Origin of the sequence: Chitinophaga hostae, assembly GCF_018224885.1 — a bacterium.
GTDB classification, from domain to species: domain Bacteria; phylum Bacteroidota; class Bacteroidia; order Chitinophagales; family Chitinophagaceae; genus Chitinophaga; species Chitinophaga hostae.
Genome location: NZ_JAGTXB010000013.1, coordinates 114,986 through 136,384, shown reverse-complemented (window position 1 = coordinate 136,384; position 21,399 = coordinate 114,986). Strand labels below are relative to the sequence as shown.

Sequence of the window (21,399 nt, the reverse complement as noted above, 5' to 3'; positions counted from 1 at the left end):
GTTTGGAACAGATCATATATCCCTGACTTAGTACGGTGAACACGCGTGATATCACGGCGCTCCCCAGTAGCTGTAGTTTAACGTCCGGTAAGGAGAAGTGCCACTGCTGGAAGATATACTGATAGTATAGGTTCCTGCAGGCATATTGCTCAATACAATGCTGGACGGAGAACCGCAGGTATAACTTGTTCTGGTCACACACAGGGTACCACTCCTGGAAGCTGCGCCAGTAAGCGAATAGGAGATTGAATAGTAATAGAGTGGCTCTCCGTTCAATGACAAATTGATATCGCCGGGTATCGTAGAAGTGAAGGTAGCCGACGTGGTGCCATTATAAGTTAAGGAGCCATATTTCTGAACCTGGGAAGAATTACACAATCCGTTGGTGTTGGCATAATTCTGTCCGTTGGTGGTTACGTCGTTGATCGCTTTCTGATCAGCATCTGCCTGGCTGATGATAGAAGTATAGCGGCCAGCGGGAACGGAATAGGTAACCGTGGTGCCGTTAAATCCAACGGGGCAATTGTTCCTTGTATAGTCGCCGCTTTTAGCTGCGCTGTTATAGATCAGCGAGCAGGTGCCCAGCGTATTGGCATTCGTTTGCCCGTTGAGGTTAGCCTCGTTGGCGGCCAGCTGATCGGCATCTGCCTGGCTGATGACAGAGCTGTATTTCCCGGCCGGAACAGTATACACTACATCTCCCGGCGCATATCCGGCAGCACAGTTATTCCGGGTGAATGTCCTGGTATAAACCGTATTGGTGTATACCGGTGCATCAGGGCAACCGTTAGGACCACCGTAGTAATTGACGCATGTTTTACTGATAATATTTTTATCGTTATCCCTGATAATACTTAACCTGCCCAATCCATCATACTCATAGGAAACGGTATTACCGGCAGGATCTGTTTCACTGATTTTTCCTACCTGAGGGTCATAGCTGAAGGTGGTGAGCAGGGCATCTGAAGGGAATACCCTGATATCATCCAATACGCCGGAAATGGCTACAGTACCGGTGTATACCTGCTGCCTGATGGACCATTTGCCATTGACCCAGGTCCAGTATTGCAGGAAATATTTCCGCGCATCCGGCAATGGGAAATTAACGGTGTAAGTACCGCTGAAGTAGCCTCTGCCTCCATGGGCGCTTCCCTGGATGGTATTGGAGCCGGACTCAAATCCTTCATAGAAAAAGCCGCGCGCAGCGGTAACCACCGGCTTCAGGTAACTATAACTATATCCCACACCGTGGAAAGGTGAGCTGCCACCTTGCGCCGAAACAGTGATCGTATAATTCCCTATCGGCATATTAGGTAATGTTACCGATTCAGGGCTGGAACAGGTGGTGGAAGATCGGGCGATACATAAAGTACCGGATGCGGAGCCGGCGCCGGATAAAGTATAGTTGATGCTATAGGTTTCACCCGGCGATGCTACGGCTGACAACACAATGTTCCCCACCGCATCATTGGTGAATGTTGCCGTGTATTGGTTACCGGTAGTCCATACTGAACCATATTGCGTGGTCAGCGCCGATGAAATGGTAAAATTATCTTCCGCGTTATCTATGGCAGCGATGGGTAAGAGGTTATCATAACCATACTGGTAAGCAGTAGCCTTTCCTCCTGTTAATTTTACACTTGAAAGATTGGAAGAAGAAGGATCATACTTAAATGTTTTCTGTTTGATAGCGGTACCGCCGATATAGAGATCTGATTTAGTCAGGTACAAATTCTGTACGCTTCCCATCTGCGTAGCGGTATAAGTATTATGTGTTTCCCTTGTACTGCCATTTTTATTTTCCGTTTGATGGATGACCGCACTTACGTTATTAGCGGTTGCCAGGGCGGTAGCAATAGTCTGCTCCCCTGCTGCCAACCGGGGTATGTCATTGTCGCCCGGATGATAAACGGTTTTCACAAAAGTTTGCCCTTTGGAATCGATGGTGGTAGCGGTTTTCACCTGTCGCAGATCGGCGGCGGAATAGGTATAGGTAGTGGTTGTTTCCAAAAATGCCGACGGGTTCAGTTGGTCATAATCCCTGTGTACCTGCGTGGTAAGCCGGTAGTTTTCATAGGGCGTAAAATAAACAGAGCTGTAGGAATTATACCCTGAAGTACCGGGCAGACTATACGATACCGTATTCCATTTATATCCCCATGATTTTTTCCCTGCCGGGCTGGTTAACGCTGTATAAGCCGTAAGCGGTGTCAGGTCTTCCGAAATCTTCTGGTTGGCCGCATTGTAAACGGTTACACTGAGTGGCAATCCCCTTTTAAAGGCATAGCTGGTGGAAGAGGTAACATCCGGCACTGCATTCTGCTGTTGCGGATCCAGGTAGTTCAGCAAATCCGGGAAGTCGTTGAAATTAGAGAAGGTAGCTACGGTATAGCCTCCATTTTTTTCTGTAACTTTTACAGAAGAATAACCAACAAAATTTCCATTCAGGTCATATACTTCAGACGGACATTCAGACAACACCTGGTTAATGGCGCCTATACCGCTACCCCAGATATACCCGATAATTGTATACGAAGGACTGAATATCCTGCCGGTAGAAATATTACTTGCGTCTGTGTAGCTGTAGGTCTTGTACAGGTTTTCGCCGGTGGGCATTGTTTGGGACAACTGTTTTACACGCAGTCCGCCTACCGTTTTATTGGCATTGCTGTTATTAAAGTCATTCAGTTCAAACTGGATGTTCCAGCTTCCTCCTGATAATTCTTTAATACCTGTTAACACACCCAGTAAAGTACCTGCCAGATCCGGGTCCCTGTTGTTTCCCGGGAAAGGCGTAAATGTTTTTGGTATATAAAAATTCTGGTATCCCCATAAATCCACTTCTGCGAAGGCTTTCCGGCTGGAAATGGGATGATCCAGGTTATAGGTAAAGGAGCGGATCGTAATGGGAGTAGCCGTGGTGCTGGTGCTTCCCTTTACCCGGATGCTATCGAGTCTTAACCGGAGGCGGTTAGCGTCGGTTGAAGGCGAGCCAAAATAGCTCTGACTAAACGTATAGGTATTCAGCGTAAAAGGTGTTTGATTAATGGATTGAACGATGTTGACTAACCTGGCAGCATTGGGATCATCGAGCCGATCAAACGCATAGGTAAAGTCAATTTTTCCATAGCCACCGTTTATCCGGGAAAGATATTTCGGTGGTACCAGTGTGGTAGTAACGGGTGTGGCTGTATCGTAGTTGGAATTAAAGGCATTCCAGGTAACGGTGCCGCCATAGTGATTCAGGGCGTCGTTGCCGGGCGCCGCGGTGTAATCGAAAGTAACTACATCCTTATCATTGAAGGTGGCAATTTTATCCAGGTACCAGGAACTGGGGAAAGTATTGGAATTGCCATAGATGGTAGCATTCGTGTACTCCTTTGATGCACTGGTAGAACCAAAATAGTAGTGGGTACCATTTTCATCGATCGCCTCAAAAGAGCTGTTGGAATAATTGGAGGTGCTAAAAAAATTCCGGGGAATAATTTTCACGCCATTGTTATTAGACACCACTGCATTACCATTTTCGTCGAATGTAAACTGGAAACTGAAGAAGGGTGTTTTAATAAAAAACACATCCGGTTCACCATCGCTTGTTGGCGGTGTGGTAGTAAAAGAGCCTGGCAATGCGGCGCCGCTGACTTTCCAGGCAGCCACCTGCTGACCAGCATGCCCGGTTCCGAGGTAGCCGTTTGATTGTTCATCGGGAAACGCGCGTACCACGCGGGATACGCTGCCTCCGGCATTTACCAGCCAGCCTAATCCAGCCTGACTGGCAAAGTCCTGTACTTTAATCCCTTTGCCTCCGATATAGCTGAGGGAAACAGGGATGGTTAAGTCTTTGGATACCACCTGGCAAAGCGGAACGTTTACCATGAGCGATCCTGTGTACAAGTCTACCCCTACATCGGAGGTAGAAGATAAAGCCGCCGTATTTCCAAGAAAACGGTTGTTAGGCGATGGCAGTACAAGGCCGCTGTTTATTTGCGCATAGGAAGGCGCCAGGAAAAAACAGCAGGCAATGAACGCCATTAGTTTTTTGAGCAATTTTAATGAATAGGGCATTGCTATTGAATGTTTAAAGGGAAGGGTTTTATAATTTATGTGCGAGACGGATTTTCAAAAGCTGGCCTCTGGGAACCTGCTGGCTGGCCAGTACATCAAAGAGTACCTGTATACTGTTCGTTTGCTTGCCGATCTTTGTCTTCTTCATTATGCCGATTAACGCACTCTTTTGCCAGTGTTGCAAATGCCGGATCTCCTCTATTTTTGAAAATTCATGCATATAGTTTTCTTCTGCGGCAGCACTCAGCCAGAAAGTATTTTTCAGTTTCATATCAAAGAACGTTCTCAGTCCTACGCCCTGGTTGCTTAATTTCAGTTCATTGATACCTTTACCCAATCCGAGCTGGTAAGCAGCGCCAATACCGGCTACAGCATTTTCTGAAATTTTGTATCCGGCGCTGAGACCAAGCGCTGATATTACCGGCAATACATTGGTAGCCGGTAAATTCTGGAGGTTCCAGCTATACTCCAGCCGTTGCCACAGTGTTTTCTTTTTCAGGTTATTGGGAGTGTAGCCATCGGGAAGATCTACGTTTCCTCCTTCCTGCCCGTTAGCCATCACCTTCGATTGCAGGTTATCTACCTGCTGACGGGCGGCTCTCAGTTGCTGCGACAGGGCGCCGGCAGCGCTGGCGCCTCCGCCGGTGAGCTGTGTCTGTATGCGCGATTGTATCTGTTCCCGCGTTACCAGGTCGGCGCTGCCTCTCAGCACACTCTCTGCTCCAGCAGAGCCGCCAAATAATTCCGACAGCATGGAATTCTTTTCCATGAAGCTTTTGAAAGCAGGCACCTTATTCATCAGCGCCAGCGTTTTCTTCAGCATTTTATCGGGATCATTTAATGACTCCTTATACTCCCTCAGTTGTGCGGAATAATAGTAGAGATCCTTGTTTAATTTATCGTACGAATCCTTTAAGCCCGAGGGCAGTGATTTGTATTGCGATAAATATTCCTTGATCATCGCTTTCCGTTGTTGTATAAACTCTTTGACCTGGTCGGCCTCGTGGAGTTTTCCCTGCAGTTCGTTGATACTTGCCAGTGACTCCTTTACTTTACCAGCGGCGCCCCCCAGCTTGTATTTGTCGGCAAAAGACAGGATGCCACGTAAACTATCTACATAAGGCTGATACGCTCCCGTCACGGAATTGAGGGCAGTGGAAGATTTCGATTTAATACCGGCAATCTTGTCGTCATACATTTTTTCAAGCCCTTCCGGGTAGAGATTCTTTGCAGCGATGCTGTCGAAGGCAAACAATTTCCGGTAGATGTCGAGATCTGTTTTCTTGATGGCATTCAGTTGTTTCCCGGATCGCCGCATCAGCTGCGCTTTGTAAGCGGACCATTTTCTTAAAGATTGAGCAGCCAGTTTTGAGGGAACAGGAGGAGCATTCACCGTTGCCGCACTGTCTTTCGGAAAGCCGGCATTTGTTTCCTGTGCTCTTGCGGCATGACTGCAAACAGCCATCCATACCAGCAGCAGGCAACCTTTATAACGCCGTAATGAAATAGCGCATAGAGATGTTAACATGGGGATTATTTTTGGGTAGATATGAATACAAATTCCATAGGTATCCATACGGCATCGATAGCTGAATAGCATCCAGCATTCCGTTAAAACAAGACACGCGGAAACGGCTTTGTTTTAAGTTGACAGTTCGTAAAAAATCATGATTTACAGCACATCAATGCAGCAGTAATACTGATACGGTTATTGGTTGAAAAAAAATAAATGCTCTTTTTAATTCGGGTTACACAGAATCTCAAACACAAGGTTTCGGGTAAAAAACTAGCTTGTTAACATATAGCGGAATTGATTCAAAAATCCTTTTTTTCGTGATAGGGTACTCTCAAAAAGTCGTTGTTTACGCTCAATGAAATAAAAGTATAAATAAATAAGATTCCTAAATGGAAATTTATTTTCTCGATAAGTAGAACACACAATAATATTGACAGATAAGCAGTTACAACCGTATCTGGCTGCTGATCACTATTCCGGCGGATCTAACGGTTAACATATGGTTTTCAAAGCAAAAAAAAAACGCCTCCTTGTGCGGAGGCGTTTTCGTATATGCGTTTACTTTATACTCTCTTCCCTGGCCGATAACCGGAACCAATCTTTTGCATAAGGTTTTAGTAATACGGTTGCAGCGGTAGGTCCCCAGGTACCTGCTTTATACAGATGCAGTTCTTTGGCCGGATATTTTTTCCAGGTATCCACAATCGGCATTACCACTTTCCACGCAGCTTCCACCTGGTCGGCACGCATAAACAAAGTAGGATTACCATCCAGCACATCGAGCAGCAATGCTTCGTATGCTTCGGGGATTGTTTCGGTATAGGATTCCTGGTAGGTAAAGTCCATTTCTACGGGCTTCAGTTTCATTTTCAGCCCCGGCACTTTACTTTCAAACAACAAACTTATTTCCAGCTCCGGTTGTATACTGATGATAAGCCTGTTGGGCGTGATATCATCTTTAAAAATTTTATGGGGAGAATCTTTAAACTGTATTACAATCACGGAAGACTGTACAGGCATAGATTTACCGGTGCGCAAAAAGAAAGGCACTCCTTTCCAGCGTTCGTTATCGATAAATAATCTTGCTGCTACAAAGGTTTCTGTATTGGAAGTGGATAATACATGTTCTTCTTTCCGGTACGGAGGCCGCGGTGTGCCATGTACATTGCCCGCGGTATACTGCCCGCGGATCACATTTTTCAACACCTGTGCCGGTGTATACTGCCTGATATCTTTCAGCACTTTTACTTTGGCATCGCGGATCAGTTCAGATTTATAGAATTTGGGGGAGTCCATGGCCACAATACACAGCAACTGTAAAAGATGGTTTTGCACCATATCGCGCAAGGCGCCGCTGCCATCGTAGTATCCGCCGCGTTTGCCCACGCCTACTTCTTCTGCCACGCTGATCTGTATATGATCGATATATTTTTTATTCCACAGTGGTTCAAATACGTAGTTGGCAAAACGGAAAGCCATAATATTTTGTACCGCTTCCTTACCGAGGTAATGGTCGATACGGTAGATCTGTTTTTCTGCAAAGCGTTTTCCGAGGAAACGATTTAACTTTTTGGCGCTGTCGAGGTCTGTACCAAAAGGTTTCTCCACCACAATACGATCGAGTCCATCGCGGTTGCAAAGATCATGTTTATACAGTCCTTCTGCGATGATTTCAATAAAGCGGGGAGCTACTGCGAAATAAAATACGCGGGTGCTGCTTTGTTTCTGCTTTTTTTCAAAGGCCGTCAGCTGATCTTTGAGATTGGTATAAGTTTCTGTTTTCAGAAAATCACCCTGCAGGTAATGAATGTTTTTGGCAAATCCTTCCCATTCTTTCTCATCGGCCTTTCCGTTCCGGCTAAACTCGTTAATACCTGCCAGCAGATCCTGTTTAAAGGCTGCTTCATCTTCCGCCAGGAAATCCACACAATAGATGGTGAATAAGGGCGGCAGATGTTTATCGGTATACAGGTTATAAAGTGCCGGAATCAGCTTTCTTTTTGTCAGATCCCCTTTGGCGCCGAAGATGGTGATAGCGGCGGGGATTATTTTTCCAGGTTTCATCTAAGCATCGGTTTATACCCCTGTAATTTAAGCATCAATTCCCGGAATATGGTAATAGATTTTTGCCGTAAAGGCGTACAATTTCCTCATTCCCCGTTTATAACGGGAAATATTGACCAAACTTCCTATACGAGAAGTGAAATGGCTCAGCGTGTATGAACGTAGCCGGCCTGTTGTTTTAATGCTTCTATGCCATTAGCGAGGTATACCATCGGGGCATTCCAGTTAATCGCTATTTCGTTGGAAGCATAGGCACAATCAATGTCTGCATAAGCTGTTTCCGGGGCCGTAAACTCATAATGGCATTTATCCTGCATACCCGGATTAGGTCCTGCCACCAGCAATCCCGGCACCGGCGCTTCTATGCCATCCGCTACCGAAGGCCGGTGATGCGGATGTACCGGCGATTTGCTGCCGATGCCCGTTAAAAAACAATATCCCGTGGCATTACGGCCCAGCAGGTAATCCAGGTTGGTTAACGCCCCGTTTATATACTTTTGGTCACGGGTAAGCATATACGCATTCAGCAATACAATACCCTGGTTGGCCGCCACGGAGTTACTGCCCCATATGAAATCACGGGCTGTTTGTCCCATTACCGTCCGGAAAGCGCTGGTGCTTTCCTTTTCCACGTAACCATTGGCCAATGCCAGTAAACGCTGCTTCATCCGGCCGGCGATGCCGGCTGCCGCTGTTGGCAGGTCCTTGCTCCTCAGAAAGGAATAGTAAGCCAGCATGCCTACGTTGGACCAGGCGGGCAAACTCACCGGATCGCCTATACGCTGTTGTACTACCTGGAGGTATTGGGGATCGCGGGTACTGAGGTATAGTTCAGCTGCGGCCCATAACCATTCGTCCTGGAAGAAACGATCGCCATAAGGGCCGGTGGTGATTGCCGGCTGAAATACTTTATTCAGGCTATCCTGGTTATACGCCAACGCGGGAAACTGCAATGCCCAGCCCCAGGCTTTGACGGCCGCCCGGCTGCAACTATCGGCCAGTTCAGCATCATATGTTTTCAACACCCGTGCTGCCTGGGCTGCTACAGCGGCAAAATCCAGCGTGGCAGCAGTCCCTTTCTGCACTACATACCGTGGCGCTTTTGTTACCCCCGGCATCACCATCCCATCGAAGGCAGCATTGGTGCACTTATTGTACACCCCTCCATCAGCAGGATCCTGCATGGTGAGCATCCAGCGCAGGTTATAGATCACTTCATTGAGAATATCCGGTATTGCGTCTGCACTTTCCGGGATATTGGTAGGCAGTTGCTTAAAATAACCGGGGAAATCTTCATAGGCCGACAACAGCGTGCCCATGGTAATACCTGAATTGACAATGTATTTATTATAGTCGCCGGCATCAAACCAGCCGCCGGGTGTTGCTATCACCGTACCTGCCGGCCGCAACGGGCTGGCCGCTCCTGCATGCACCAGTACCCGGGTATCCGGGTGTCCGGCGGCGCGGCGCCACTGCCCCGCGAAGCGCTCTTCCAACGGCATATCTGTGCGCTGATAGTAGTAGCCTTTTAAACTCGCGATGCCGGCCGCCTGTTGCACATCGTTGCCAATAGTAAACACATATGACGATGGGACACCAGGTACCACCACCTTGTAACGCCCCGGTTTTGTGAGGGCGGAAAAATCGGCGATCCTTGTTTTTGTGGCGGACCAGGCAGAATTTTGCTCGTTACCAAGCATGCCCCGGAAAACGGTATCATGCTGCTGGACAATGTAAAACCGGTTAGCCGTTACAGGAACAGTAACGACGGCAATTTTAGGCGCGTACGGATAAAAACCGCATTGATTAAGTTGTATAGCGGATGACTGTGCGTATGCGGAGAGTACTGTTAGCGATAGCAGGAAACTGAGTACTGGTTTGTTTCTTAACATGGAATTTCTTGTTTAAACCAACGGTTAAAATAAGTGTTTTTCAGACATTATTTCCGCATATTATTATCTTTCTCCAACACCCATAGTTGCAATTTCCCCATTTTCTCCCTATCATTGCATTTCATACACCCTACTTTCCAAACTCTTTTATTGTCATTATTTTATTGTTATCGCAACAATTGTTATCATTTTTCTATCGTTATTCAAAAAAATGAATAACGAAAATTATCAACCACAATTACATGCAAAAGACGTTTACGACTATTCTCCTGCTGATGGCTGTTATCACACAGGTACATGCACAGTCGGCACAAGACAGCAACAGGATATTTTCTCTCGGTGAAGTTGTTGCCCGGGGCAACCGGTTCGATTCCGCCAGCACAGTAACCATGGAACAAATCAGGCAATTCCATCGCCTCAATGCCGCCACGGCCCTTAACCTGTTGCCGGGTATCACCCAGTCGAACGTAGGACCGCGGAATGAATCCATGATCTATCTCCGCGGTTTTGATCTCCGGCAAACACCTGTATTCATCGATGGCGTGCCGGTATATGTGCCCTATGACGGGTATGTGGATCTCGCCCGTTTTACCACTTTCAATCTCTCTAAAATAACAGTGGAAAAAGGTGGCGCCTCTGTACTGTATGGTCCCAACACCATGGGCGGTGTTATCAATCTCATTTCTTCCAAACCGATACACAAACTGGATATCAATGCCACTGCCGGCTGGCTCACCGGTGGCCATGAAGAAGCCATCAACATCGGCAGCCGCATGAAAAAATTCTACCTGCAGGCCGACCTGTCCCGCTACCAGCGCGATTATTATAACCTCTCCAACCAATTCACATCTACCAAAACAGAAGATGGACACCAGCGGGAAAATTCCTATAATAACGACTGGCGATATGGATTCAAACTTGGTTACACGCCAAACGATAAAAATGAGCTGGCCGTCGGCTACGTTCACCAGGAAGGCAGCAAAGGATCGCCGGTATATACGGGAACGGATACACTGAATTCGCAGTACAAAAGCCCGCGTTACTGGCAATGGCCCAAATGGAACAAAGAAAGTATTTACGTTCTCTCCAACAGCAGTCTGACGGCAAAGAGCAGCCTCAAAACCAGGCTGTTCTACGATCGTTTTGTAAACCTGTTAAAGAGCTTTGATGACGCCAGTTATACGACACAGAAAAAACCATATGCCTTCAGCAGTTACTACAACGACTATACGTTTGGCGGCAATATCGAATACGGGCAAACGCTATCTGCCGCCAACCTTTTAAAAGCATCGGTACATTTCAAACAGGATGTACACCGGGAGCATAATGAAGGAGAACCTGAAAGAAGATCGGCCGATAATAATTTCTCCGCCGGTATTACTGATCAGCATACGTTTAATGAACACTGGACGCTGCAGGGTGGCGCAGCGTTTAATTACCGCCAAAGCCTGGAAGCGCAAAATTATAACAGTCAAACAAAAACCATCACCGATTTTCCTTCGAACAACAGCCATGCGGTGAACGCACAGGTTAAGCTCATGTATGTTTTTATCAGCGGACGCTTACTTACTTTTTCCGCCGATCGTATGACGCGGTTCGCGACCATCAAAGACCGTTACTCTTATAAACTGGGAACGGCTATTCCCAACCCTGGCCTGCAACCGGAAAATACTTTGAATTTTGCGCTGCAGTATAACGATACACGGATCAAAAATGTGACGCTGGATGGATCGGTATTTTATAACCGTATCCACAACGTTATCCAGAATGTGAGCAATGTAGTGTATGATACGGCAAAACACCAATGGCTGTCGCAATCACAAAACAAAGGCAGGGCGGCCTATTACGGAGCAGAAGCCGCAATTACCTGGCGTGTAGCCGTTAACTTTACAGCGGGCGCCAACTATACCTTTATCAGGCGAAAAAACCTCGACAATCCTAATCTTCATTTTACGGATGTACCAGAGCATAAAACGGTGGGCTGGCTGCAGTATAATATTTCGCGGTTTGATTTCCTGCTGAACGGAGAGTACGATGCAGCCAGGTATAGCACCAGCTATGGCACGCAGGCACCCGGCTTTTTCCTGCTGAATGCCGGCGCACTGATAAAGATCACTTCCTGGCTGAAGGTGCAGGGCGGCGTTAATAATATCTTTGATAAAAATTATATGCTCACGGAAGGCTATCCGGAACAGGGCAGAAACTATTTTGCAAAAGCGCTCTTCAATTATTCCTATTTTTAGTGAGATGAATAAATGCGGGTACATTATTTTACTTGGACTAGCGGCTCTCCCCTTCCGGGGTAGCCGGATGGCTTATACAACAACGCCGTTCACGCCTGAATACCCGGCATATTTTGGTAACCGGATCAATATACCGGCCAACAATCCGCTCACGCGGGAAGGCGTTTACCTGGGACGTTTACTGTTCTACGAAACACGGCTTTCTGCCGGTAACAAAATTTCCTGTGGTAGTTGTCATCAGCAGCGGCTGGCATTTACAGACGGCAAAACTTTTAGCACCGGGGTTGACCAGGTGCCTACAGACCGTAATGCCATGTCGCTCGCCAACCTGTTATGGGTGAGGAATTTTTTCTGGGATGGCAGGGCGGGCAGCCTGGAGCAACAGGTGCTTACGCCACTCACCGCCCCACATGAAATGGGACAGTCCCTGGAAACATCGGCACAAAAATTAAAACATTCCACCCTATATCCGGGACTTTTCCGTGCCGCCTTTGGCAACGACAGCATCAGCGGACAACAGATCATACAAGCATTGGCCCAATTCGAGAGAACACTGATTTCTGCCGGCGCGCCATACGACCGTTACCTGGCCGGACAGTATCAACCCGATGCCGCCGCGATGAACGGCATGCAATTGTTTATGCGGGCGCCCGATCCGGAAAAAAATATCCGCGGCGCTAACTGTGCTCATTGCCATGGCGGTCCGAAGTTATTTATAGAAACGTTTCATAATAACGGGCTGGATAGTTTACCAGCCGATCCCGGCAGGGAAAAACTGACCGGTTTGGCGGCAGACCGGGGGCGGTTCCGGGTGCCTACCCTGCGCAATATTGCGCTGACCGCCCCGTATATGCACGACGGCCGTTTTCGCACGCTCCAGGAAGTATTGGATCATTACAGCGATCATATTATCAACAGTGCTGCTCTCAGCCCGGTACTCCGCAATACCTCCAACGAAGCGGGAGGTACTGCGCTGAAGCTCAGCAGTAGTGAAAAGAAAGATATCATTGCTTTTTTACAGTTGCTCACAGATTCGGCATTTATCAGCAACCCGCAGTTTTCAAATCCTTTTAACTAACAGATCATGACGCATAAACTTATCACCTTTATTACAACCGCTGTTCTATTCACCTCCGCTGTGCAGGCGCAGACCGGTATTTCCGTTGAAGGAGAAGTAAGCCGCCCTTTGAAGCTGACAGCAGCAGATATTGGCCGCATGAAAAATGTGGAAGTAACCGCCGCCGACCGGGATGGAAAAGAACACCGGTACTCGGGCGTACCGGTTTACGAAATCCTGCAGCAGGCGGGTGTTACACTGGGTGCGCAGTTACGGGGAGAAAATATGTCGAAGTACCTGCTGGTAAAATCAGGCGATGGATATGAAGTATTATTTTCCCTGCCTGAGCTGGACAGCACCTTTGCCAGCAGGGTGATTATACTGGCTGATAAAATGGATGGTCAACCTTTGCCAGCCGGCAAAGGACCATTCCGTATTGTAGTACCGGGTGAAAAGAAACCTGCACGCTGGATCTGGGAGGTAAGAAGTATGACCGTACGATTTGCAAAAGAATAGGCATCTATTTATTGATACCGGCAACTGCCTTCGCCAGAAAATCCTGGAAGGCATTGTTCAGCTGATGGAATAATGCAATAGCTTGTTCTCCTTCCTTCGTCAGTACAGCCCCTCCGCCATTTTTACCGCCCCTTTCAAACACTACCAGGGGGCGGTTGGTGCGTTTATTCATCTGGTCTACAAAATCCCAGGCCTGCCGGTAAGAAATCTTCATGGCAATGGCCGCCTTTCTCAGCGAGCCCAGCTCACCGATCTTCTCCAGCAGTTCAATTCTCCCATAGCCCAGAAAAGGGCCTTCTTCCGTTTCAATCCATATGCGCCCGTTTGCGATCAGTTTCATGTGGTAATATGTAGATATGTACGTAAAGATAAACGACCCCGCTATTAAATTCTCTCCCAAAATACTTCGTTAAAAAATATTTTATTTTATATTATATTACACATACACACAACAGAGATCTTTCAAATGACACAAAACCAGGGTTTAAAGAAAACACTGACCCCCTTTATGCTTTGGGGGCTTGGAGTAGGATACGTTATTTCAGGTATGTACTTCGGCTGGAATCTTGGACTTGAAAAGGGTGGCACCGGGGGGATGGCCATTGCCACCCTTGTGATCATGGTGATGTATGTAACCTTTACATTCAGTTATGCGGAGCTGGCCTGCGCTATTCCAAAAGCGGGCGGCGTATTTGATTATGCGAACAGGGCAATGGGAAAAAATATCGGCTTTATTGCCGGCATTGCCCAGGTAGTCGAATTTATATTGGCGCCTCCGGCCATCGCCTTCGCTATCGGCGCTTATTTCAATGCGTTTTTTCCACAAGTACCTATCCTTACCAGCGCCATCGCTATCTATTTTGTGTTTACCGCGTTAAATGTTTATGGGGTGAAAGCAGCGGCTTCCTTTGAAGTGATCGTTACCATTTTTGCCGTAGGAGAACTGCTCCTTTTCTCCGGGTTATCTGTTCCCAGATTCCAGGCTGTCAACCTTACCCACAACGCTTTTCCCAACGGCTGGGGCGGCGCCTTCGCCGCTATCCCTTTTGCCATCTGGTTTTTCCTGGGTATTGAAGGTATCGCCAACGTGGCGGAAGAAACCAAGAATCCGCAGAGGGATATCAGCAAAGGCTTTGGCTGGGCCATCCTCACCCTGGCTATATTGTGTATACTTATATTTATTACCGCTACGGGTATCGCCGGATGGGAAGCCATCGTTTACAAAAACGGCATCAGCGGCGAAACTTCCGATTCTCCCCTCCCCCTGGCGCTGGCAAAAATAACAGGCGCCAATCACCCTATGTATCACCTGCTGATCACCGTAGGCTTATTCGGGCTGGTGGCTTCCTTTCACGGGCTTATCCTCGCGGCCGGACGCTCTACCTACGAAATGGGCCGCGTACGCAATATGCCTGCTTTCCTGGGAAAAATATCAGGGCGCTTTCATACGCCCGCCAATGCGCTCATCGGTAATATGGTGATTGGTATTTTAGCCCTGCTTTCCGGTAAAACATCGGAAATCATCATCGTATCCGTTTTTGGCGCGCTCACCCTTTATATCATTTCCATGGTATCAATTATCATATTGAGAAAACGGGAACCCACATTGCCACGTCCCTTCAAAGTGGCGTTCTATCCATGGTTCCCGTTGATATCGCTGGTAATTGCCACGGTGTCTATTATTGCTATGTTCATTTTCAATCTGACATTGGGAGTGATCTATTTTTCCATATTAGCCATCGCCTTTTTGTTGTATAAAATATTTAAACCCGCCCATACATGACTACATCAGAAATATTAGCGTATATAAAACAGCATCCTTCAGGCAAGGTAAAAGTAGCGGTCACCGATATAGACGGGGTACTAAGAGGAAAATATATTGCGGCAGAAAAGTTTGCTTCTGTAGTGGAAGGCCGGCTGGGATTCTGTGATGTCACCTTTGGCTGGGACATGGGCGACGTAGTATATGACAACGTTAAATACACCGGCTGGCATACCGGCTACCCCGATGCCCAGGTAAAAATAGATCTCAGCACCTTCCGTAAAATACCCTGGGAAAATGATGTGCCTTTTTTCCTGGGTGATTTTGTAATGGAAGATGATACCGCCGTGTATACCTGTCCGAGACAACTACTGCGCAAAGTGCTCAATGATGCCGTCAGCCTCGGATTTACACCTTATTTTTCGCAGGAATTTGAATGGTTTAACTTTGCAGAAACACCAGATACGGCGCATCAGAAAAAGTTCCAGGACCTGACGCCTTTAACGCCCGGCATGTTTGGTTATTCCATTTTGCGCAGCGCGCTGAAGAACGAATTTATGAGCAGTCTCTTTGAACTGCTGGTAAAATTTGATATCCCCGTGGAAGGTTTGCATACAGAAACCGGTCCAGGCGTATACGAAGCGGCGATTAAATACGCCGCCATTTTACCGGCGGCCGACCAAGCCGTTTTGTTTAAAACGGCGGTAAAGGAAATAGCGTATAAACATGGCATACTTGCTACTTTCATGGCGAAGATCAATGAAAACCTTCCCGGTTGTAGCGGGCATGTACACCAGAGTTTATGGGATCAGGACAGCAAGCGCAATTTATTTTATGATGAGCAGGATCCGCATAAAATGAGCGCACTCATGAAAAGCTATATAGCAGGACAGTTACATTGCTTACCACATATATTGCCGATGATAGCGCCTACGGTGAACAGCTACAAACGCCTCGTGGAGGGCGCCTGGGCGCCTACTACGCTTACCTGGGGCATCGATAACAGAACCGTTGCCCTCCGGGCATTACCCGGCAACAGTAAAGCCACCCGGCTGGAAACCCGGGTTGTAGGATCAGATACCAATCCCTACCTGGCATTGGCCGCTTGTCTCTCCGCCGGACTATACGGGATACGCCATCAACTTTCCCTGACAAAAGAAGCGACCATTGGCAATGGGTACAAAGACACCTCCAATGGTGTATTACCACAGAACCTTCATATGGCCACACAACAAATGAAGCAGTCGGCCGTAGCGAAAGAGTTATTTGGCGAGTCCTTTGTGGAACATTTTACGTTAACAAGGGAATGGGAATGGAAACAATACGCAAAAGCAGTGACCGACTGGGAACTGAAAAGATATTTTGAAATCATCTAAGCATCAGCATATGGCATACCAGTATAATTTTCCGACCACCATCCGTTTTGGCGCAGGCGTTATAAAAGAATTACCTGTTTACTTGCAGCAGAACGGGCTTAAACGACCCATGATCGTTACTGACCCAATTGTTGCGGGTCTCTCCTTTTTCAAAGCGATTACAGCCGACCTGCATGCACATCACCTGTCGGTGGAAGTATTCAGTGATATCCACAAAAACCCGGTAAAGAGTGATGTGTATAAAGGCACAGACCTGTGGGATGCCACAGACCGCGACTGCATCATCGGGATTGGCGGCGGCGCTGCGATCGACGTAGCCAGGGCTATTGTGCTCCGTATTAACCACCGGGAAGATCTTTTTAAATACGATGACCTGGTTGGCGGCGATATCTATGTGACGAACGACGTGCCCCATTTCATTACCGTACCTACCACCGCCGGCACCGGCAGCGAAGTGGGCAGAAGTGCGATCATCGCAGATGACGAAACCCACCAGAAAAAAATTCTCTTCTCGCCTAAACTCATGGCGAAAATAGTATTTGCTGATCCTGCACTCACCATGGAGCTGCCTCCATTTATTACCGCCGCTACCGGCATGGATGCACTCACACATAACATGGAAGCATTCCTCGCAAAAAATCCGCATCCGCTGTGCGATGGTATTGCGCTGGAAGGTATCTATCTTATCAATAAATCGCTCGTAAAAGCTACCAACCAGCCCGACATTGAAAGCAGAAGCAATATGCTCATGGCCTCTATGATGGGCGCCATCGCATTTCAGAAAGGACTGGGTGTGGTACACTCCCTGGCCCATCCGCTGTCGTCGCTGCTGGATACACATCATGGTCTCGCCAATGCAGTAAACATTCCCTATGGCATGCAGTTCAATATTGCCGGGTTTGAAGATAAGTTCCGCCGCATAGCCAGAACCCTGGAGCTGAAGGAAGAAACAGGCGATGCCGTAGTACAGTATCTTTTTGATCTGAATACAAAAGTAAATATCCCGCATCACCTCCGTGATATCGGCGTAAAAGAAACACATGTAGAAACGCTGGCAGACCTGGCCCTGGCCGACTTTGCCCATCCCAATAATCCTAAACCGGTATCAAGGGAAGATTTCAAACAGTTGTACCTAAACGCGCTATAGACATGAAGAAAAAGATAGGGATCAGCTTAACCGAAGCCAGTGCCCCCAATTATGAAAACTGGTTCACCCCCGAAGATCTGGGAGATGACATAGAACTGGTTATCCTCTCTTATCTCAGTAACAATATCGAGGACCTGCCTGCCTGCGATGGCATTGTATTAACGGGCGGGATCGACGTATTACCATCCTACTATGGCGGGGCAGAAAACTATCCCCATCAGCCGGCAAAATTTTCACCGGAAAGAGATGCCTTCGAAAAAAAGATCTACGAATATTCACAGCAGCAACAAATCCCCGTACTGGGCATTTGCCGCGGATTACAGTACATCAATATTCTTGAAGGCGGTAAAGTATATGAAGACATTGGAGAAGCCGCCAACCAGGTACACAAAAAAGATATTGCCGATAAAATACATAAGGTACATATCCGGAAAAACACGCTGCTCCACACCGTTACCGGCCAGGAAGAAGGACAGGTGAACAGCGCTCACCACCAGGCTATTCACCCGGCACACCTGGGAAAAAACCTGATGATCAGCGCCACTTCCGACGATGATATTATAGAAGGAATAGAGTTCGCGGATAAAACAAACAAAGCTTTTATGCTGTGCGTGCAGTGGCATCCGGAGAGAATGCCTGGAAAAGAAGCCAATCCGCTTTCGCAACAGATCAAAGTACAATTTATTAAAGCTGTAAGAAATCATACAAAATGAGAATCGTGAATCCTGCCACCGGGGCATTATTAAAATCTATACGGGAAGACATCGACTCCAGACTGACGGATAAATTCCTGTTCCTGCGAGTAGGACAAGCCCAGTGGGTGAAAACCAGTTTGGCCGACCGTATAAAAATTATCGCCAAATTCAGTGAGCTGCTGGAAAAACACATAGAGAAACTTGCCGGCATACTCACTTCAGAAACAGGCAAACCACTGCAACAATCCCGTAATGAAATCAATGGCGCCAGAACCCGCATCCAATGGATGCTGGATAATGCGGAAAAATATCTTTCAGATGAATGGGTCACCAACACCGAAAATCTGAAAGAAAAAATTTCCTATGAACCGCTGGGCGTGATCTGCAATATCTCTGCCTGGAACTATCCGTATCTCGTAGGCGTAAATGTTTTTATTCCTGCACTGCTGGCTGGTAATGCTGTGCTTTACAAGCCATCGGAATATGCTACCCTTACCGGCCTTGAAATAGAAAAACTATTAGCCAGGGCCGGCGTGAATGAAAATGCATTCAGGGTAGCCATCGGCGGGAAAGAAGTAGGCGACTTCATGTTGAAATTAAAATGTGACGGTTACTTTTTTACCGGCTCCTATAAAACCGGTAAATACATCTACGAAAAAGTGGCCGCCAAAATGGTGCCCTGTCAGCTGGAGCTGGGAGGCAAAGATCCGCTCTACGTAGCCGACGACATCACTGACATTGCCGCCGTTGCTGCCGCCACCGCCGACGGCGCCTTTTACAACAACGGGCAAAGCTGCTGTGCCGTAGAACGTATATACGTACACGAAAATGTGTACGACGAATATGTAGCCGCCTTTGTAAAAGAAGTACGCTCCTGGAAACTGGGTTTCCCCACCGACGATGGCGTATACTTTGGCGCACTCACCAGGCCGGAACAATTAGAGATCCTGGAAAACCAGGTGAATGAAGCCCGGGCAAAAGGCGCCACCCTGCTGCTCGGTGGCAAACGCATTGTGCATGATGGCAACTATTTTGAACCCACCATCCTCACAGATGTGGACAACAAAATGAAGATCATGCAGGAAGAAAGCTTTGGTCCCGTAATTGGAATCATGAAAGTAAAGACCGATAAAGAAGCGATAACCCTGATGAATGATACTGAATACGGACTAACAGCATCTGTATATTCCAGCAGCCAGGAAAGGGCAGAAACGATCCTGTCGCAGATCAACAGCGGCACCGGTTACTGGAACTGCTGCGACCGCGTAACTGCGGGACTGCCATGGGCCGGCAGGAAGCATTCAGGTATTGGCGCCACGTTATCGCACCAGGGCATAAGAGCTTTTACAAAAACAAAGTCATGGCAGATGAAGGGATGATTTGATCCGGATACTTTATAAAACAAAAAGGTGTTTCAAAAGAAACACCTTTTTGTTTTTGACCCTCCGGTGTCCTGCAGCACCACTTCCTTCCTTTTGGATTTTACTGATACTTCACGTACGTTTGCATCCACAATTGGTTCCGCCTCCGGCGGATTAAAAGGGAATCCGGTGTAATACCGGAGCTATCCCCGTAGCTGTGATCCTGCATTCATGATTAACATGAATCGTTTTTCCGGATACTCCATACCACTGTCTGCCTGCCCAGCAGATGGGAAGGTTCCCCGGGAAAGCAGGAAAGCCAGAAGACCTGCCAGATGTGATCAATCATTCAGCGCTTTCGGGTGAAAGGCCGGGAATGTAAGCCTATAACAGGCATTATATTTCTATTGTGTAAGTATTATTTACCCCTGGGCGCATTACGCTGTTAACATTACGGCGCTGAGTTGCTGTTGTTTTTTTCCGGACCAAAAATCCGGACAGGGAAAGGTATGTCATCAATCAAACAACGTGTATATGAAAAAACAGTTATTGTCCTCTTTATTTGTAACCCTTGCGTTATTCGTCGCTTCCTGTAAAAAAGAAGATGCACTGCAGCCGTCACAGCTCCAAAAGCTGGATGCCAACAGCAAAACCGGTGTTACCGCATCGCTGATCACCGGTAAATATGCGAACGGTTTCTTTATTGCCAACGAAGGATGGTTTGGCCATGGCACCGGCGACCTGCATTTCTATTCCTACAGCGGCGATAGTCTCGTTCAAAATGTTTACCAGCTGGAAAATCCTACCGGTGCATTAGGCGGCCCCTCCAACACATTGCAATTTGCCACCTTCTTCAACGACAAACTCTACATCGTGGTAAAGGCCGGTGGCCCGCTCGTGGTAACTGATGGCGGCACCATGGTAGAAACAGGTCGTATTGCCACTCTTCCCGGCAACGACGGGCATGCATTCCTGGGGGTAGATGCTACACATGGCCTGTTAAGCGCCAGCGACGGCGTATATCCCATTACGCTGCCTTCCCTGGCGGTAGGCACCAAAATAAGCGGCGTGGCGGGTTATACCGGCGATATGCTGAAAGCAGGCGGTTATATTTTTGTATTATCTCAAACAGATGGTATCGTAGCGCTGAACAGCAGCACCTATGCCGTGGTGAAAAAATTCGGCGCTGCCAATCTCGCTTTTGCTGCGGGTAAAGACGGAGCCGTATATGCTACCAATGCAGATTCATTGATCCGCATTGTCCCGTCAACCCTTGCCCGTACCGCTATCAAACTGCCATTCACGGTTCCGTCGCCATGGGGTGCATGGCGCCATGCGGGCATTACCGCCTCTACCCAGGACAGCGCCGTATACATCGTGCGTAATAACGGTTTTGCCGGCGGCACACAATTATACCGCTATGTGATTGGCAACGCTGCGTCGCTGACCACGCCGTTTATTACGCTGCCAACCGGTCAATATTTCTATGGTGCAGGCGCTGCGTATAATAAAGAGAAGAATGAGCTGGTGGTGACTACGCTGAACGGATCGTTCACCGGGAGTATCAACAGGGTGCTGATCTATGATGCCAGCACGGCTACGTTGAAAAAAACGCTGACCTATAACGGATGGTTCTTCCCTGCGATGCCGGTGTTTCATGAATAAAATGAATTAATAAAGCGTGCCCTTTTTTGTCAGCGTAAAA

Annotated in this window: 14 protein-coding genes and 1 riboswitch; of the genes, 9 read left to right on the top strand and 5 right to left on the bottom strand. The window is 47.6% G+C overall.

The features are described from left to right. Positions 1-51: 51 nt before the first annotated feature. From KE626_RS23365 to KE626_RS23350, 4 genes are all read right to left on the bottom strand, one after another. Entirely contained in the window at positions 52-4,065 is a 4,014-nt protein-coding gene (locus KE626_RS23365) for a DUF5977 domain-containing protein (protein WP_211975420.1), read from the bottom strand. 28 nt (positions 4,066-4,093) lie between these two features. After that, complete coding sequence (locus KE626_RS23360) at positions 4,094-5,593, bottom strand: hypothetical protein (protein ID WP_211975419.1); 1,500 nt, start codon at positions 5,591-5,593, stop codon at positions 4,094-4,096. 546 nt (positions 5,594-6,139) lie between these two features. Continuing rightward, complete coding sequence (gene zwf / locus KE626_RS23355) at positions 6,140-7,645, bottom strand: glucose-6-phosphate dehydrogenase (protein ID WP_211975418.1); 1,506 nt, start codon at positions 7,643-7,645, stop codon at positions 6,140-6,142. Between the two features lie 146 nt (positions 7,646-7,791). Then, a complete protein-coding gene (locus KE626_RS23350) occupies positions 7,792-9,537 on the bottom strand; it encodes a glycoside hydrolase family 9 protein (RefSeq protein ID WP_211975417.1) in 1,746 nt (581 codons plus the stop codon). Positions 9,538-9,779: 242 nt separating this feature from the next. On the opposite strand from KE626_RS23350, the gene KE626_RS23345 reads away from it, so the two are divergent. From KE626_RS23345 to KE626_RS23335, 3 genes are all read left to right on the top strand, one after another. After that, positions 9,780-11,780: a TonB-dependent receptor plug domain-containing protein gene (locus tag KE626_RS23345; protein WP_211975416.1), complete on the top strand. Its 2,001-nt coding sequence runs from the start codon at positions 9,780-9,782 to the stop codon at positions 11,778-11,780. 67 nt (positions 11,781-11,847) lie between these two features. Next, complete coding sequence (locus tag KE626_RS23340) at positions 11,848-12,858, top strand: cytochrome-c peroxidase (protein ID WP_249207645.1); 1,011 nt, start codon at positions 11,848-11,850, stop codon at positions 12,856-12,858. Positions 12,859-12,864: 6 nt separating this feature from the next. Beyond that, positions 12,865-13,353, top strand: coding sequence for a molybdopterin-dependent oxidoreductase (locus tag KE626_RS23335; protein WP_211975414.1), 489 nt, complete (start codon positions 12,865-12,867; stop codon positions 13,351-13,353). Positions 13,354-13,357: 4 nt separating this feature from the next. Here KE626_RS23335 and KE626_RS23330 read toward each other — a convergent pair whose 3' ends face one another. After that, on the bottom strand, positions 13,358-13,693 hold the full coding sequence (locus KE626_RS23330; protein WP_211975413.1) for a winged helix-turn-helix domain-containing protein: 336 nt from the start codon (positions 13,691-13,693) through the stop codon (positions 13,358-13,360). A gap of 126 nt (positions 13,694-13,819) precedes the next feature. Between KE626_RS23330 and eat the strand changes: the two genes are divergently transcribed. The 6 genes from eat (at position 13,820) to KE626_RS23300 (ending at position 21,359) form a co-directional block, all read left to right on the top strand. Continuing rightward, entirely contained in the window at positions 13,820-15,136 is a 1,317-nt protein-coding gene (gene eat / locus KE626_RS23325; RefSeq protein ID WP_211975412.1) for an ethanolamine permease, read from the top strand. Further along, complete coding sequence (locus KE626_RS23320) at positions 15,133-16,491, top strand: glutamine synthetase family protein (RefSeq protein WP_211975411.1); 1,359 nt, start codon at positions 15,133-15,135, stop codon at positions 16,489-16,491. The genes eat and KE626_RS23320 overlap by 4 nt, the downstream gene beginning before the upstream one ends. A gap of 10 nt (positions 16,492-16,501) precedes the next feature. After that, positions 16,502-17,638, top strand: coding sequence for an iron-containing alcohol dehydrogenase (locus KE626_RS23315; RefSeq protein WP_211975410.1), 1,137 nt, complete (start codon positions 16,502-16,504; stop codon positions 17,636-17,638). 2 nt (positions 17,639-17,640) lie between these two features. Next, on the top strand, positions 17,641-18,351 hold the full coding sequence (locus KE626_RS23310; RefSeq protein WP_211975409.1) for a gamma-glutamyl-gamma-aminobutyrate hydrolase family protein: 711 nt from the start codon (positions 17,641-17,643) through the stop codon (positions 18,349-18,351). Then, positions 18,348-19,712 (top strand): aldehyde dehydrogenase family protein, encoded by a 1,365-nt coding sequence (locus tag KE626_RS23305; protein ID WP_211975408.1) that lies wholly within the window; start codon positions 18,348-18,350, stop codon positions 19,710-19,712. The genes KE626_RS23310 and KE626_RS23305 overlap by 4 nt, the downstream gene beginning before the upstream one ends. A gap of 120 nt (positions 19,713-19,832) precedes the next feature. Further along, a riboswitch (cobalamin riboswitch) is annotated at positions 19,833-20,044 on the top strand. 184 nt (positions 20,045-20,228) lie between these two features. Beyond that, positions 20,229-21,359, top strand: a complete 1,131-nt coding sequence (locus KE626_RS23300) for a DUF5074 domain-containing protein (RefSeq protein WP_211975407.1) — start codon at positions 20,229-20,231, stop codon at positions 21,357-21,359. The last annotated feature ends 40 nt before the right edge of the window (positions 21,360-21,399 follow it).

Excerpts from the sequence above, each read along its gene's own strand:
- zwf (WP_211975418.1), bottom strand. The coding sequence starts at position 7,645 with ATGAAACCTGGAAAAATAATCCCCGCCGCTATCACCATCTTCGGCGCC.
- KE626_RS23330 (WP_211975413.1), bottom strand. The coding sequence starts at position 13,693 with ATGAAACTGATCGCAAACGGGCGCATATGGATTGAAACGGAAGAAGGC.
- KE626_RS23350 (WP_211975417.1), bottom strand. The coding sequence starts at position 9,537 with ATGTTAAGAAACAAACCAGTACTCAGTTTCCTGCTATCGCTAACAGTA.
- KE626_RS23365 (WP_211975420.1), bottom strand. The coding sequence starts at position 4,065 with ATGCCCTATTCATTAAAATTGCTCAAAAAACTAATGGCGTTCATTGCC.
- KE626_RS23360 (WP_211975419.1), bottom strand. The coding sequence starts at position 5,593 with ATGTTAACATCTCTATGCGCTATTTCATTACGGCGTTATAAAGGTTGC.
- KE626_RS23305 (WP_211975408.1), top strand. The coding sequence starts at position 18,348 with ATGAGAATCGTGAATCCTGCCACCGGGGCATTATTAAAATCTATACGG.
- KE626_RS23340 (WP_249207645.1), top strand. The coding sequence starts at position 11,848 with ATGGCTTATACAACAACGCCGTTCACGCCTGAATACCCGGCATATTTT.
- KE626_RS23310 (WP_211975409.1), top strand. The coding sequence starts at position 17,641 with ATGAAGAAAAAGATAGGGATCAGCTTAACCGAAGCCAGTGCCCCCAAT.
- KE626_RS23300 (WP_211975407.1), top strand. The coding sequence starts at position 20,229 with ATGAAAAAACAGTTATTGTCCTCTTTATTTGTAACCCTTGCGTTATTC.
- KE626_RS23345 (WP_211975416.1), top strand. The coding sequence starts at position 9,780 with ATGCAAAAGACGTTTACGACTATTCTCCTGCTGATGGCTGTTATCACA.
- KE626_RS23315 (WP_211975410.1), top strand. The coding sequence starts at position 16,502 with ATGGCATACCAGTATAATTTTCCGACCACCATCCGTTTTGGCGCAGGC.
- KE626_RS23320 (WP_211975411.1), top strand. The coding sequence starts at position 15,133 with ATGACTACATCAGAAATATTAGCGTATATAAAACAGCATCCTTCAGGC.
- KE626_RS23335 (WP_211975414.1), top strand. The coding sequence starts at position 12,865 with ATGACGCATAAACTTATCACCTTTATTACAACCGCTGTTCTATTCACC.
- eat (WP_211975412.1), top strand. The coding sequence starts at position 13,820 with ATGACACAAAACCAGGGTTTAAAGAAAACACTGACCCCCTTTATGCTT.